Raw genomic sequence first — 14740 nt, 5'->3', positions numbered from 1 at the left:
CGAGAGTTGATGAATGACGTCGATCAGCGAATGACGAGCTGCGGCAGCGCCTCGACGATCTCGAGGTCCTGGCTCGCGCCTGCGACCCAGATGGTCGACGGGATCGGCTCAGGCGGGCCACCGTTGACCGTGAAGCTCGCGTCGCCGTACTGCGTGTCCACGCTGACGGCGACCTCGCCCGTCTGCTCGTAGGTGTGGGCGACGTCGAGGTCGGGGTACGGCGATCCCGGGCTCGTCGTGGTGATCGAGATGTCGTCGCCGAAGTTCCAGCGGTAGGCGATGGGGCGGGCTGTGACCACGACGCTCTGACCCTGAAGCTTCACGGGTATCGACTTGGCATCCGTGTTGGTCGTGAAGAAGTTGGTGTCGAGATTGACCAACGTCTTGCCGCCGGGCGGTTGGACGGTGAGGTCAGATGGGGACCACTTGAGCTGCTGAAAGGTGGCAATCACTACGCTCCGGATTGAGGGCTTCAGCGCTCCGGCTTCGCCAGCTGTAAGACATGCCGTGCCCCTGCGAACTCCGTCCCGGAACACTGCGTAGAGGGTTCCCGTCTTGCCGTCGATTGTGCAGACCCTCGGGTTAGCGCAGGCTTCAGGCTGACCAGACGTCCCGTCTTTGCACAACTGATAGATCTGCCAATCCGCTAAAGGCTCAGCTGCTTGAGCCTCCGCCAAACTATCGCCGCTGTAGTCGCACACGACCTTGACTGAGTAGAGGTCTGCAACCTCGTAACAGACAGGCTCGTCGTCGTCGCCGTCGTCCGCTCCGGAGGAGCCCGGAGCGAGCAGCAGCAACGCCAGCATCGTCAGGAGGGTGCTGGCGACTCTCACGATGGCACCTGCGTCAATTGCATCAACTGCCACGGGGCTTCGCGGTTGAGCCGGAACCGATAGGTGAGGTCACCGCCCGGCAGGCGAGACGGCTTGCCCGACTTGCTCGCCTTCAACTCAGTCGGCGCAGAGTCGACACGAACGTCATAGATGGGCTTACCGCCACCGGACCTGTCGGTGATGGACCGAACTGTCCATCCCTTCGTTTTGACGTACCCCCCGGCCTCAAACGCGCTCGCTACCTGTCGTGCCACCTGCTTGCATGGCCGGCACTCACCCGAGATTTTGAGATACGCATCTACGTCACCGGTTCGCTGCATCTCGTTGCTGACCTCCACCCAGCGGCGTACGAACTCCTCCGGACTCTCAGCCTCCGCCGTCTCCGACTCGGTCGGACTGGGCGCCGACGAGCTCGGCGTCGGGTCAGGCATCTTCGGCTCGGGCGCGGGGTCGTCGGAGCAACCGGCCAGGAGCAACGGAACCGTCAGGGTGAGCGCAAGTGCGCGGCGTACGTGCATGAAGTGCCTTCCCGAGAACAACGTCAGCACCTCGGAAACTACCCAGTTCGACGCCTCTCGAACCACCCTCCGACGAAGATCTGTGGAGAACCGCTTGTGCGGTCACTGTGGTGCGGCAGCCACACCAAGATCACCGCACAACGGTCGGGATCCCCGGATATCCGGGGATCGCCACGCAGCAAGCGCGGAGAAGTCCAGAGGGATCGTGGAGTCCGCGACCCACCATCCGGCTCACGGACTCCACGATGGTGTCGGGATCCCCGGATATCCGGGGAACGCGACGGGCGGCGACAGCAGAAGAAGCCCATCGAACGACCCACCAAATACGCCGAGGGGCGGGCCACCAGGCCCGCCCCTCGGTCTTCCCCTTGGTTCCACCAGCCGGGGTCGAAGCGGCTGATGGAGGCCTCACGCGTCAGTCGGAGACGACCGGGACGCGGAGCTTCTGGCCAGCCGCGAGGCTGGCGGACTCGAGCGCGTTGAGGCGCTCGATCTCGGTCATGACCGAGCGGACGTCGCCGTCGGTGGCGAGGTCGCTGGCGATGTCCCACAGGGTGTCGCCGGGGGCGACCTGGACGATCTCGGTGGGGGCGGGTTCGCCGGCCGAGCCGGTGCCCACGGCACCTCCGGCGAGCATGATCGCCACGCCGAGCACGAGGAGGAGCGAGGTCACGAAGACCACGAGGCGGCCGCGACGCGTCAGGCGGACGGTCGAGCGGGCGCGGGGGGCGGAGATGAAAGCGGGGGCAAGGCTGAGCGTGCTCATGGTGTGGCCTCCTGGGGAAGATCAGCCGGTGGTTTCTGTCGAGCGTCTGTCTAGTCGGAGCCACCGACAGTGGCCTCGGGAGGACCATCGGGGTCGATCAGACGTTCGATCGAACAGGTGTACGACGTTAGAGCACGTGTTCGAAGGCGTCAAGCACCGGCACGAACAAATGTTCGACCGCGATTGGGCGCCCCAGCGCCCGTCCCCACGAGAGGCTCAGCGCTTGCGCAGCGCCCGCCGGCCCTGGGCAGCGAAGAGCCCTGCGGCGTGCTGCATGACGCCCGGGGCCAGCGCCGACGTACGCACGACTCCCCCGCGCCAGGTCGGCAACGAGCGCACCACCCGGCGTGAGCCGACGAGGTCGACAGCGGCCGTGGCGACCTGCTCGACGGTGAGGATGGGTCCGCCGGAGTGCACCAGCTGCGAGCCGAGGCCGCTGGGGTCCTGCGCGGCGAGCATCGCGGTGTCGGCGCCGTCGGGGCACAGGGCGTGGACCCGCACCCGGCGCGGGGTCTCGGCGTTGACCGACGCGCTGAGCGAGACCACGCCGGCCTTGGTGGCGGCGTACACGCTGTAGCCCGGCACCGGCCCGAGGCCTGCGAGCGAGGCGATGTTGACGACGTCGCCGCCCTGCGCGCCGAAGGCGTCGAGCGCGGCGCGGGTGCCCCACATCGCGCCGAGGAGGTTGACCTCCACCAGCCGGCGCACCTGCTCGTCCGAGAGCGCGGCGAGCGTGCCGTCGTCGCCCACGCCGGCGTTGTTGAACCACGCCACGAGCCGCCCGAGGCGCGCGGCCTCCGCGGCGACGGCGCGGTGGGAGTCGGGATCGCGTACGTCCATGGCGAGGCCCGCGGCCGCGCCGAGCTCGGCGGCGGTGGCCGCAGCGGCATCGGCGTCGAGGTCGCCGACCACCACCTTGTGCCCGCGCGCGACCAGCTGCTCGGCGATCCCGCGCCCGATGCCGCGCGCGCCGCCCGTCACCACGCAGGAAGTCGTCAGCGAGGCAGTCGTCATGCGCGGCAGGCTAGCGACACGCTGCTTCGAACAGGTGTTTGATCCACGGGCCCCGGGACGGCTACGGTGATCCCACCAGCCGCCCGGCTCGCCCGCCGAGGGGGCACCCGCGTCGAGAGGTTCACACGAGATGGCCAGGTCAGAGGACAAGAACGTCATCGAGATGCCCGACGGGCCCCCGGACGCCACCGGCCTGACGCCGCGCCAGCAGCGGGTGCTCGCCACCATCAAGGACTCGATCGAGACCAAGGGCTACCCGCCGAGCATGCGCGAGATCGGCCAGGCCGTCGGGCTGACCTCCTCCTCCAGCGTGGCCCACCAGCTGCGGGTGCTGGAGAACAAGGGGTTCCTCAAGCGCGACCCCAACCGCCCGCGCGCCCTCGAGGTGTTCCTGCCCGAGGTGATGGCCGCGCGCCGCTCCATCTCCAGCGGCGAGGAGTCGAGCGTCGACGAGACCGGCATCGGCGACATCTCCCCCACCGCGGTCAACATCCCCGTCGTCGGCCGCATCGCCGCCGGTGGCCCGATCCTCGCCGAGGAGCAGGTCACCGACGTCTTCCCGCTGCCCAAGCAGCTCGTGGGCGAGGGCACCCTCTTCCTGCTCGAGGTCTCCGGTGACTCGATGGTCGACGCGGCCATCTGCAACGGCGACTACGTCGTGATCCGCCAGGAGCAGACCGCGACCAACGGGCAGATCGTGGCCGCGATGATCGACGGCGAGGCGACCGTCAAGACGTTCCAGCGCAAGGACGGCCACGTGTGGCTGCTCCCCCACAACGACGCCTACGACCCGATCCCGGGCGACAACGCCACGATCCTCGGGGTCGTGACGGCGGTGCTGCGCAGCCTCTGACCGGGGTCTCGTGACGGTCGCTGCGCGACCTCCTCAACCAGCGAGGGGGACGATGACCGACCCTCCTCAACCAGCGATGGGGGACGATGACTGACATGAGCCAGATCAAAGAGTCCTACGACTACGTCATCGTCGGCGGGGGTGTCGCGGCCGCCAGCGCCGTGAAGGGCATCCGCTCGGAGGACAGCAGCGGCACCGTCGCGGTGCTGGGGTCCGAGCCCGACAAGCCGGTCTACCGTCCGGCGCTGTCGAAGGACCTGTGGCTCAAGGACGACGCGACCCTCGAGGGCAGCTCGCTGGCCGGTGACCTCGACGACGACGACGCCGTCGACCTGGTGACCGACACGACCGTGACCGCGATCGACCCCGACGCGCACGTCGTACGCCTCGCGGACGGCACCGCCGTCTCCTACGGCAAGCTCCTGCTCGCCACCGGCGCCGAGCCGCGCCAGCTCTCGCTCGCCCCCAGCGCCCGGGTCGTCTACTACCGCACCGCGGCCGACTACCAGCGCCTGCGCGCGGTCGCCGCCCCGGGCAGCCACGTGGCCGTCGTCGGTGGCGGCTACATCGGCTCCGAGATCACCTCCGCGCTCGTGCAGAACGACGTGCAGGTCACCCTCGTCCTCGACCTCGAGGACGTGCAGGAGCAGATGTTCCCGCGCGCGCTCGCGGCCACCCTGACCAAGGACTTCGCCGACCGCGGCGTCACGATCGTGCACGGCTCGGTCGAGCGCGGCGAGGAGACCGGCGACGGCGTACGGATCAGGCTCGCCGACGGCACCGACATCGTCGCCGACGCGGCCGTGGTCGGCGTCGGCGTGCTGCCGCGCACCGGACTCGCGGAGGCCGCGGGCCTCGAGGTCGACAACGGCATCGTGGTCGACGAGCACCTGCGCACCAGCGCCGAGGACGTGTACGCCGCCGGCGACGTCGCGCTCTACCCCGACGTCCTGCTCGGGCGCCGCCGCGTCGAGCACGTCGACCACGCCGAGAAGTCCGGTGAGCTCGCCGGCAAGGCGATGGCCGGCTCGGACGACACCTACGACTACACGCCCTTCTTCTGGTCCGACATCCTCGACCACGGCTACGAGGCGATCGGCGAGACGAAGAGCTCCCTCGACATGGTCGAGGACTGGAAGGACGGCGAGATCGGCACCGGCGTCGTCTACTACCTCGCCTCCGGCCAGGTCCGCGGCGTGCTGCTGTGGAACGTGTGGGACAGCGTCGACGCGGCCCGCGAGCTGATCGCCGAGACCGCGAAGGAGCCGGTCGCCGACCCCGAGACGCTGCGGGGCCGCATCCCGCTCGGCTGAGGCGGTAGCCTCGCGCCGATGTCATCCACCGCCCAAGACGCCCCCTCGCCGGAGGTGTTCCGCACACGTCCGGGCAACCGACGTCGTCTGACGCCCGAGGGCCAGGCCGTGCTCGACGGGTTGGCCGTGGCGGGTGAGCAGTCCGCCTGGCTCAGCCCGTTGGCGTACAACCTCACGATCAGCCACAGCCACCGGTTCGTCTGGTACCGCGTGGCCAAGGTCGCGACCCGCACCATCCGCCACCACTGCGAGAGCCACGGCGTGAGCCTCGACGTCGACCACGCCATGCGGGTGCGCTACCCCCTGGCGTCGTACGCCGACTACTTCACCTTCGCGTTCGTGCGCGACCCGCTCGACCGGTTCGTCTCGGCGTGGCACGACAAGGTCGTCGACCACAACTACTACGACTTCGACCCCGCGACCCACGAGCGGATGCAGCGCGTCGAGGAGTTCGCGCGCTGGACCGCCGGCCACGACCTCGCGGCGGTGCCGGGCACCGACCAGCACCTCACGCTGCAGAGCCGGATGATCGACCTCAACCGGGTGGACTTCGTCGGCCGGCTGGAGACCTTCGACCGCGACTTCGCCGAGGTGTGCGAGCGCGTCGGCGCCCCCGCCGTGCCGACGCGGCCGCAGAACCAGACCGCGCCCGGTGGGCGCGACCGCGACGTCTCCGACGAGCTGCGCGAGCTGGTGGCGCAGATGTATCGCCGCGACTACCAGCTCTTCGGCTACGAGGTGCCGACCCGGTGAGCGTCGAGCGGCCGACCTTCCCGGTGGTGCGGTGGCGGGAGGCGTACGACGCCGAGCAGGTCGACCTGGCCGTGGAGATGGTGATGGAGAACCTCTCTCTCCCCGAGCCCCGCATCGGGCGCCACGACCTCGAGTCGCTGCGCTTCACCCCCGTGCGCCGCGGCGGCTACGACATGACGGCGGTCGACGACTGGCTCGACGAGGTGGTGGCCGAGCTGGACCGGCGGGGCGGCGTACGGCCGGAGGCGGCCGAGTCCACGCCCGGGCGCGAGCCCACGTCCGCGACGGTGGCGCCGGGCGTCATCACCGACCTCGACGCAACCGCACCCGAGCGGGACAGCGAGCGGGTGCGGGTGGTGGTGATGGTGGCGCTGGTGGTCGTCCTCGCCGTGCTGTTCTACGTGACCTTCGCCTGACCCAGCCTGCTCAGCGCCTGGCGCACGAGCGCCGGGTCGGTCGTCGACCACATCGGGGGCAGCGACGCCTTGAGGAACCGGCCGTAGCGCGCGGTCTCCAGGCGTGGGTCGAGCACGGCGACGATGCCGCGGTCGGAGGTCGTGCGGATCAGGCGGCCCGCGCCCTGCGCCATCAGCAGCGCGGCGTGCGTCGCCGAGACCTCCATGAAGCCGTTGCCGCCGCGGTCGTCGGCGGCCTTCGCGCGCGCCGACATCAGCGGGTCGTCGGGGCGCGGGAAGGGGATGCGGTCGATGATGACCAGCTGGCAGGTGTCGCCGGGGACGTCGAGGCCCTGCCACAGCGAGAGCGTGCCGAACAGGCAGGTGTGCGGGTCCTCGACGAACTGCTTGGCCAGCTCGGGCAGCTGCGCGTCACCCTGCGCGAGGGTGGTCAGGTGCGGCAGCCGGGCTCGTACGGCCTCGGCGGCGGTCTCCGCCGCGCGGCGGCTGGAGAAGAGGCCGAGGGTGCGGCCGTCGAGTGCGTCGATGAGGTCGCAGATCTCGTCGAGGTGGGCCGGTGCGAGGCCGTCGCGGCCGGGCTGCGGCAGGTGGCGGGCGACGTAGAGGATGGACTGCTGGCCGTAGTCGAACGGCGACCCGACGTCCAGGCCCTTCCACGGCAGCGCCGTGTCGTCGCCTGACGGGGCGACCAGCGAGCCGATGCGCTCGGTGGGCTTGAGGCCCAGCGACGTGGCGACCGCGCCGAACTCGCCGCCCAGCATCAGCGTCGCGCTGGTGAAGACCACCGTCTTGTCGGTGAGCAGCTTGTCGCGCATCGGGCCCCACACCTGCAGCGGTGCCACGTGCAACCGTGCCGGAAAGCGGTCGCGGGCCTCGCCCAGCCACAGCACGTCTGCCTGCGAGCCGGCCGCCATCCGCTCGGCGTTGACGAAGACCTCCTGCACCATGCCCTTGGCCTGGGTGCGCCCGGCGTCACCCTCCCCCTCGCCGCCGGACTCGCGCGGGAAGGCCGACAGGCAGGCGCGGGCCGCGTCGCGCACCAGCACGAGGGCATCCGAGAGCTGGGTCGACATCTGGTCGATGCGTCCGGGGGCGGTGGCCTCGATGGCCTCGGCCAGCTGCCCGGCCGCATCCTCGAGGTCGCCGGCCGGGTCGCTGTCACCGTCGGTCCAGCGACCCGCCCGGCGCGCGGCGCGCTCGATGTCGGAGACCCCGAGCTCGTCGGTGGCGGCCTGGGTGACGCGCTGGACGAGCTCGTGGGCCTCGTCGATCACGACCGTGTCGTAGTCGGGGATCATCGGCACGTCCTCGATCGCGTCGATCGCGAGGAGGGAGTGGTTGGTGACCACGAGGTGGCTGCGCTGGGCCTTCTCCTTGGCCAGCTCGGCGAAGCACTCCGCGCCGAACGGGCACTTCGAGGCACCGAGGCACTCGCGGTGGTTGACCGAGACCTGACGCCACTCGCGGTCGGTGTGGCGCGGGGCGTTGTCGCGCTCGCCGCTACCGCCGGCCTCGGTCTCCTCCTCCGCCCACGTGCGCAGCTCCAGCACCTTCTCGGCCATCGACCCGGTCGGCACGTCTACCAGGGCGCCCTGGTCGTCGGGCACGCCGGCACGGATGCGGTGCAGACATGCGTAGTTGGAGCGCCCCTTGAGCACGGCGTACGACGTGTCGATGCCGCGCACGTCCTTGACCGCCTCGACGAGCCGGGGCAGGTCGCGCTCGACGAGCTGGTGCTGCAGCGCCAGGGTCGCGGTGGCGACGACGACGCGCTTGTCGTGGAGCATCGCGGGCACGAGGTATCCCAGCGACTTGCCGGTGCCGGTGCCGGCCTGCACGAGCAGGTGGCGGCCCTCGCTCATCGCCTCGGCGACCTCGGAGGCCATCTGGACCTGGCCGTCGCGCTGCTGCCCGCCGAGGGCGCTGACCGCCTGCTCCAGCGCCGCGATCACGGGGGCGGGGGCAAGGTCGGTCTCAGGCACCAGAGAACCTTACGGGGCGGCGCCGACACGTCGTCGTACGCCATCCACAGTCGCTGCTCAGTAGTTCTTCTTGCGGCCGATCTGGCGCTCGATGCGCCGCTCGGGCTGGCCGAGAAGCCGGGCCAGGAGCTTGACGCGGTACTTGTAGGCGACGACGCCGATGACGACGATCAGCAGGAACCACAGCATGCGCCCAGCCTACGCGGCTCGCGAAGGTGCGCCGGGGACGCAGCGGGTGCGCTGAGGCCGAGCTTCGCACCCGAGTCTCCCGGTTGTCCGCCGAGATCTGGTGTGACAAGCGGGGAAGTCCCCGGATATCCGGGGACTTCCCGCGAGAGCGACGAGAGGCCGAACCGGTCAGACGACCGCGCCGGAGTCCTCGGGCGCGCGGACGACCCTCTCCTTCTTGGCCCGGCTCATCGGGAACCTTGGCTGCATGTAGGTCAGCAGCGGGGTCGCGACGAAGACCGAGGAGAACGTGCCGACGACGAGGCCGACGAGCAGCGCGATCGCGAAGTCCTGCAGCGAGTCGCCACCGAGGACCGCGAGCGCCGCCAGGATGAACATCGCGCCGAGGCCGGTGTTGACCGTGCGCGGGATCGTCTCGACGGCCGCCGTGTTGGCCACCTCGATGAACTCGTCGGTCGGCTTCGAGGCCCACCAGCGCTCACGGATGCGGTCGAAGACGACCACGGTGTCGTTGACGGACAGACCGACGATGGTCATCGCCGCGGCCAGGAAGATGCCGTCGATGGGCTTCTGGAGCCACGCGAAGAGACCGATGACGAGGATCACGTCGTGGGCCATCGCGAGGACCGCCGCGACACCGAAGGTCCACTTGAAGCGGATCGCGAGGTAGAGCAGCTGGGCGAGGAACGCCACGCCGAAGGCGATGAGGGCGTTGTTGCGCAGCTCCTTGCCGAGCGAGGAGCCGATGGTCTGGTCGTCGACCTTGGTGACGTCGCCGCCGACCTTGGCCAGCTCCGACTCGATCTTCTGCTCCTCGTCGTTGCTGATCGAACCGGTGCGCACGGTGAAGTCGGCGGTGTCGGCGGTCTGCACGACGGCCTCGGGGAAGCCGGCGTCCGCGACGGCCTGGCGCGCGGTGTCGACGCTGATCGTCTTGCTCACCGAGTAGTCGAGCTGGCGGCCGCCGGTGAACTCCACGCCGAGCTGGAGCCCCTGGGTCGCGATGCCGGCCGCAGCCAGGACGAGCGCCACGCCCGAGATGCCGAGCCAGAGCTTGCGCTTGGCCACGAGCTGGGGGTTCTTGCGGTCCAGCCAGGTGCGGACCTTGCCGAGGTGGCTCAGGCCGCTGACGCGGGGGTGGGTGGCGACCGGCCGGTTGGCGACCGCGAGGTCGCACAGCACGCGGGCGATGATGAGCGCGGAGACCATCGAGGCGATGACACCGATGGACAGGGTGACTCCGAAGCCCTTGATCGGACCCGAGCCGAGGAAGAACAGCAGCGCCGCGGCGAGCAGGGTGGTGACGTTGGAGTCGATGATGGCGCTCCACGCCTTGTTGAAGCCGACCGCGAGCGCGCGGCGCAGCCCGGCCGACGGATAGGCCTGGTACTCCTCGCGCGCTCGTTCGAAGACCAGCACGTTGGCGTCGATCGCCATGCCGATGGCGAGCACGAAGCCGGCGAGACCGGGCAGCGTCAGCGTGGAGCCGAGGCCGACGAGCAGGGCGTACGCCAGCAGGGCGTACGACGCCAGCGCGACGGTCGCCATCAGCCCGACGAGGCGGTAGACGAAGATGATGAACAGCCCGGTGAGGATCAGGCCGATGATGCCGGCCTCGACGGAGGCGTTGATCGCCGCGGCACCCAGCGAGGGGCCGACGAGGCGGTCGGAGATGGCCTTGAGCTCGAGCGGCAGGGCGCCGCCCTCGATGAGCGCGGCGAGGTCCTTGGCGTCGGTGGCGGTGAAGTTGCCGGTGATGTCGGTGGCGCCGCCGCGGATGCCGACGTTGCAGCCGATGCCCTGGTTGACCTCGGGCGAGGAGATGACCTCGCCGTCGAGCACGATCGCGATGCGGCGCTTGGGGTCACCGGTGGGGTTGCAGGCGGCCTTGCCGGTGATGTCGGCCCACGTCTTGCCGCCCTCGCTGCTGAAGTCGATCGCCACGACCCACTCGACGCTCTGGTCGCGCTGCACGGCGCTGGCGCCGCTGATCTGGTCACCCTGGATGACGGTGGGGCCGACCTCGAGGGTGTCGCCCTGGTCGGAGGGGAGGACCTGGTTGCCCTTCTTGCTGGGCTTGGCGTCGGCCTCGGCGGTGGCGAGCACCTCGTGGATCGTCAGCTTGGCGGTGGTGCCGATGCGGTCCTCGGCCTCCTGCGCCTGCTTGTCGCTGGTGACGCCCGGGAGCTCGACGAGGATCCGGTCCTTGCCCTGGCGGACCAGGGTCGACTCCGCGACACCGAGCGCGTCCACGCGTCCGCGCAGGACCTGCAGGGTCTTGTCGACGTTCTCGGCGTTGGCCGGGACCTGGTCGGTGCCCTCGGCCTGGAAGACGAACTGCGCGCCGCCCTTGAGGTCGAGGCCGAGGTTGGGCTTGACGTTGATCGCGAGCGCCGCGCACCCGGCCAGCAGGCCGAGCACGAGGATGAAGCGGATCCAGACACCACGTGACATGCGCGACATACTCCCTTACCGGAACCGGACGCCCGAATCCGGGCCCAAGACACGTCAACGCGCGACGGGACCTCGAGGTTCCGCGGTCACGCGACGCAAAACGTCAGCGACTGTACGCCGCCAGCTCGCCGGCCAGGTCGGCATTGGCCCGACCGACCACCAGCGTGCCGTCGCCGGTGTGCTCCATCGAGCCGATCTCGGCCTCCTGGTGGATCCGGTTGACCAGGTCGCCGCGCTCGTAGGGCAGCAGCACGTCGAACTCCACCTGCGGCCGCGGCAGCTCCGACTCGATGGTCGCGAGCGCCTCGGAGATGCCTTCGCCGGTCTTCGCGCTGACCACGACGCTGTGCGGCTCACGCGCGCGCAGCCGGCTGATCACCAGCGGGTCGGCGGCGTCGGCCTTGTTGATGACGATGACCTCGGGGACCTTGGTCGCGCCGATCTCGGCCAGCACCTCGCGGACCGCGGCGATCTGGCCCTCGGGGTCGGGGTGCGAGCCGTCCACGACGTGCAGCAGCAGGTCGGAGTCGGCGACCTCCTCCAGCGTCGAGCGGAACGCCTCCACCAGGCCATGGGGCAGGTGGCGGACGAAGCCGACGGTGTCGGACATCGTGTAGACGCGGCCGTCACTGGTCGTCGTACGCCGCGTGGTGGGGTCGAGGGTCGCGAAGAGCGCGTCCTCGACGAGCACGCCGGCGTCGGTGAGCCGGTTGAGGAGCGAGGACTTGCCGGCGTTGGTGTAGCCGGCGATCGCGACGCTCGGGATGTGGTTGCGGCGGCGCGACTGGCGCTTGACCTCGCGGGTGCCGCGCATCTCCTTGAGCTCGCGGCGCAGCTTGGCGATCTTGGTGTTGATGCGGCGCCGGTCGGTCTCGATCTTGGTCTCACCGGGGCCGCGGCCACCGATGCCGTCACCGCCGGCGGCGCGTCCACCGGCCTGGCGCGACAGGTTGCCGCCCCATCCGCGCAGGCGCTGCTTCATGTACTGCAGCTGGGCGAGCTCGACCTGGGCCTGGCCCTCCTTGGACTTCGCGTGCTGGGCGAAGATGTCGAGGATCAGCGCGGTGCGGTCGACGACCTTGACCTTGATCTTGTCCTCGAGGTTGCGCAGCTGGCTGGGCGCCAGCTCGCCGTCGCAGATGACGGTGTCGGCGCCGGTCGCCTGCACGATCTCGCGGATCGCCTCGACCTTGCCGCGACCGATGAAGGTCGCCGGGTCGGGTGACTGGCGGCGCTGGAAGACGGCTTCGAGCACCTCGGAGCCGGCGGTCTCGGCGAGCGCGGCGAGCTCGGCCATCGAGTTCTCGGCGTCGGTGACGGTGCCGCCGGTCCACACGCCGACCAGCACCACCTTCTCCAGCCGGAGCTGGCGGTACTCGACCTCGGTGATGTCCTCGAGCTCGGTGCGCAGGCTCGCCACGCGGCGCAGGGCGTGGCGCTCGGCCAGCTCCTGGGCGCCGACGGTGAGCTCCTCGGGGTCGGCGTCGTCCCAGTCGTCGTACGACTCGTCGTCGGCGTAGCCGGACTCGAAGCCGTCGTCCGCGTCGGTCGCGGAGTCGTCGGTGTCGAGGTCGCCGTCGAGCTCGATGACCTCGTCGTCCCACCCGCGGGTCGCGTCGAGCGCGTCGCGGAGGGTGAAGTCGGAGGTCGGGTAGTCAGGTGCGTTCGTCATATGCCGTCAAGGGTAGGTCGCCGCGCCACCCTGCGCGAACCACTTTGCCCGGATGCTCCCCGCTCAGCGGCGCCGGATGCGCACGGCGCGGGAGCGGTCGGTGCCACAGAGGGGCTCGGCGACCGAGCCGACCGTCGCGTAGTAGCGCCCGGGCCGCCGCGGGGCCTTCGTCGCGAACGCGCCGGAGGCCTTGGTGGTGAGCACGAGGATCTTGTGGTCGTTGCCCTTGCGCTGGCGCCAGATCGTCACCGGGACCGTGCGCCGGCACCCGTCGGCGACCGAGGTGACCGAGCCCGTGAGGCGGTGGCGCGCGGCGCGGTGGCGCAGCTCGACGCTGCGCGGGTAGGCGCAGGATCCGGTGCAGCCGGATGGGGTGGTGGGAGGTTGTGTGCCGGTCGGGGTCGGGGTCGGCGTGGGGGTGGGGGCGGGCGTGGGGGCGGGCGTGGGCGTGGGCGTCACCGGCGCCGTCCCCGGGGTGGTGTCGCACGCGTTGCCGACCCGGTCGCCGTCCCAGTCGGTCTGGTCGGCGTTGGCGACGGAGGGGCAGTTGTCGACGCTCTCCAGCACCCCGTCGCCGTCGGAGTCGCAGTCGGCGAGGGTGAAGGTGAACGTCGCCCGCTGCGGTGTCACCGCCCCCGACGAGCCCGGCGGGTTGAGCACGACGACCTGCCACGACGCCCTGCCGGTCGTGTTGAGGACGTCGCCGACGTAGCGCGACAGCGGCTCCTCGGGACGGACCGGACCTTGCAGCTGGAACGGGTCACGCGGGCCGGCCGAGTCGTCGAACTCGAGGGCGACGCGTCCGAAGACCCGCTCGTCGAAGATCGCCATGCGTGTGGTTCCGGTGACGCCATGGTGCACGTCGAGCTCGAGCATCTGCGGCGCGGACCCGAGCTCGATGAACACGTTCACGTCAGCGACCCGCGCCCAGTCGGGCGTGGAGGCGCCGACGGGCACCTGGACGTCGAACGAGGCGCCGCTGCCGGGGGGCATCATGCCCCTCGTCCAGTCCTGGCTGAAGGTCTGGACACACGGCACGGACGCGGCCGCAGCCGGTCCTCCGGTCGCCACGACGGCCACCACCCCGGACGCGAGCGCCAGCAGCGCGACGACGTACGAACCGATCCCCCGTGTGTCCCCCATGCGCCGGGTCCTACCCGGCTGCGGCGCTGCCAAACGTCACTTGGGAGGCATCCGGATGCCGCCGTCGACGCGGATCGTCTCGCCGTTCATGTAGGAGTTGGTGAGGCACTCCACGACCATGCTCGCCAGCTCGTCGGCGCGGCCGAGGCGCTTGGGGAACAGCACGTTCTGGCCGAGGTTGGCCTTGAACTCCTCGGGGTTCGGGAAGGCGTCGTAGATCGGGGTGTCGATGAGGCCCGGCGCGACGGTGTTGAGCCGGATGCCGGCCGCGGACAGGTCGCGCGCGACGGGCAGGGTCATGCCGACCACACCGCCCTTGGAGGCGGAGTAGGACGCCTGGCCGATCTGGCCGTCGAAGGCGGCGACGGAGGCGAGGTTGACGATCGCGCCGCGCTGGCCGTCGGCGTCGGGCTCGTTGCGGCTCATCACGGTGGCGGCCTGGCGGGTCATGTCGAAGGTGCCGATGAGGTTGATCTCGACGACCTTGCGGAACGCGCCGAGGTCGTGGGCCGACTCCAGCAGCCCGTCGCGCCCGATGGTGCGCTGGGCCCAGCCGATGCCGGCGGAGTTTACGCAGGCACGCAGCGGCGCGATCTCGGCGGCGGCCTCGACGGCCGCGGCGACCTGCTCGGTCCTCGTCACGTCGACGGAGGCGAAGACGCCGCCGATCTCGGCGGCCAGCGCCTCGCCCTTCTCGGCGTCGATGTCGGCGACGACGACGATCGCACCCTTCGCTGCGAGGGCGCGGGCGACCGCGGCGCCGATGCCGCTGGCGCCCCCGGTGACGATGGCAGAGGATCCGGTGATGTCCATGGCCCGGATCCTAGGACGTCG

General features: G+C 70.6%; 14 protein-coding genes. 4 read left to right on the top strand and 10 right to left on the bottom strand.

The window, feature by feature from the left end:
* Positions 1-23 precede the first annotated feature (23 nt).
* The 4 genes from ASG76_RS18915 to ASG76_RS01370 all read right to left on the bottom strand — a co-directional run bounded on the left by ASG76_RS18915 (position 24) and on the right by ASG76_RS01370 (position 3131).
* Entirely contained in the window at positions 24-806 is a 783-nt protein-coding gene (locus tag ASG76_RS18915) for a PKD domain-containing protein (protein ID WP_157558874.1), read from the bottom strand.
* Between the two features lie 23 nt (positions 807-829).
* A complete protein-coding gene (locus tag ASG76_RS01380; RefSeq protein ID WP_056598904.1) occupies positions 830-1381 on the bottom strand; it encodes a hypothetical protein in 552 nt (183 codons plus the stop codon).
* 385 nt (positions 1382-1766) lie between these two features.
* Entirely contained in the window at positions 1767-2117 is a 351-nt protein-coding gene (locus ASG76_RS01375; protein WP_056598902.1) for a LysM peptidoglycan-binding domain-containing protein, read from the bottom strand.
* A gap of 216 nt (positions 2118-2333) precedes the next feature.
* Positions 2334-3131, bottom strand: a complete 798-nt coding sequence (locus ASG76_RS01370; protein WP_162254064.1) for an SDR family NAD(P)-dependent oxidoreductase — start codon at positions 3129-3131, stop codon at positions 2334-2336.
* Positions 3132-3261: 130 nt separating this feature from the next.
* Here ASG76_RS01370 and lexA point away from each other — a divergent pair, with 130 nt between their 5' ends.
* From lexA to ASG76_RS01350, 4 genes are all read left to right on the top strand, one after another.
* A complete protein-coding gene (gene lexA / locus ASG76_RS01365; protein ID WP_056598899.1) occupies positions 3262-3984 on the top strand; it encodes a transcriptional repressor LexA in 723 nt (240 codons plus the stop codon).
* Positions 3985-4079: 95 nt separating this feature from the next.
* Positions 4080-5297, top strand: a complete 1218-nt coding sequence (locus ASG76_RS01360) for an NAD(P)/FAD-dependent oxidoreductase (RefSeq protein ID WP_157558872.1) — start codon at positions 4080-4082, stop codon at positions 5295-5297.
* 18 nt (positions 5298-5315) lie between these two features.
* Complete coding sequence (locus ASG76_RS01355) at positions 5316-6050, top strand: sulfotransferase family protein (protein WP_082587158.1); 735 nt, start codon at positions 5316-5318, stop codon at positions 6048-6050.
* Entirely contained in the window at positions 6047-6466 is a 420-nt protein-coding gene (locus ASG76_RS01350; protein ID WP_056598889.1) for a DivIVA domain-containing protein, read from the top strand. The genes ASG76_RS01355 and ASG76_RS01350 overlap by 4 nt, the downstream gene beginning before the upstream one ends.
* Here the strand turns inward: ASG76_RS01350 and ASG76_RS01345 are convergent.
* From ASG76_RS01345 to ASG76_RS01325, 6 genes are all read right to left on the bottom strand, one after another.
* Positions 6448-8448, bottom strand: coding sequence for an ATP-dependent DNA helicase (locus ASG76_RS01345; RefSeq protein ID WP_235529363.1), 2001 nt, complete (start codon positions 8446-8448; stop codon positions 6448-6450). The two genes, ASG76_RS01350 and ASG76_RS01345, sit on opposite strands and share 19 nt — an antisense overlap.
* Positions 8449-8505: 57 nt before the next feature.
* Complete coding sequence (locus tag ASG76_RS19710) at positions 8506-8637, bottom strand: hypothetical protein (protein ID WP_268788326.1); 132 nt, start codon at positions 8635-8637, stop codon at positions 8506-8508.
* A 168-nt stretch (positions 8638-8805) separates the two neighbouring features.
* Positions 8806-11091, bottom strand: a complete 2286-nt coding sequence (gene secD, locus ASG76_RS01340) for a protein translocase subunit SecD (protein WP_056598886.1) — start codon at positions 11089-11091, stop codon at positions 8806-8808.
* A gap of 103 nt (positions 11092-11194) precedes the next feature.
* The gene (hflX, locus tag ASG76_RS01335; protein ID WP_056598883.1) at positions 11195-12763 is read right to left on the bottom strand and encodes a GTPase HflX; all 1569 of its coding nucleotides are present in this window, start codon (positions 12761-12763) and stop codon (positions 11195-11197) included.
* A gap of 63 nt (positions 12764-12826) precedes the next feature.
* Complete coding sequence (locus ASG76_RS19830; protein WP_056598880.1) at positions 12827-13906, bottom strand: thrombospondin type 3 repeat-containing protein; 1080 nt, start codon at positions 13904-13906, stop codon at positions 12827-12829.
* Between the two features lie 36 nt (positions 13907-13942).
* A complete protein-coding gene (locus tag ASG76_RS01325; protein WP_056598877.1) occupies positions 13943-14719 on the bottom strand; it encodes an SDR family oxidoreductase in 777 nt (258 codons plus the stop codon).
* Positions 14720-14740: the final 21 nt, after the last annotated feature.

It is taken from the genome of Nocardioides sp. Soil774, assembly GCF_001428125.1.
In the GTDB taxonomy this organism is placed as follows: Bacteria; Actinomycetota; Actinomycetes; order Propionibacteriales; family Nocardioidaceae; genus Nocardioides.
Note: the sequence above shows the minus strand (reverse complement) of the source record. Positions and strands in the feature narration are given on the sequence as shown.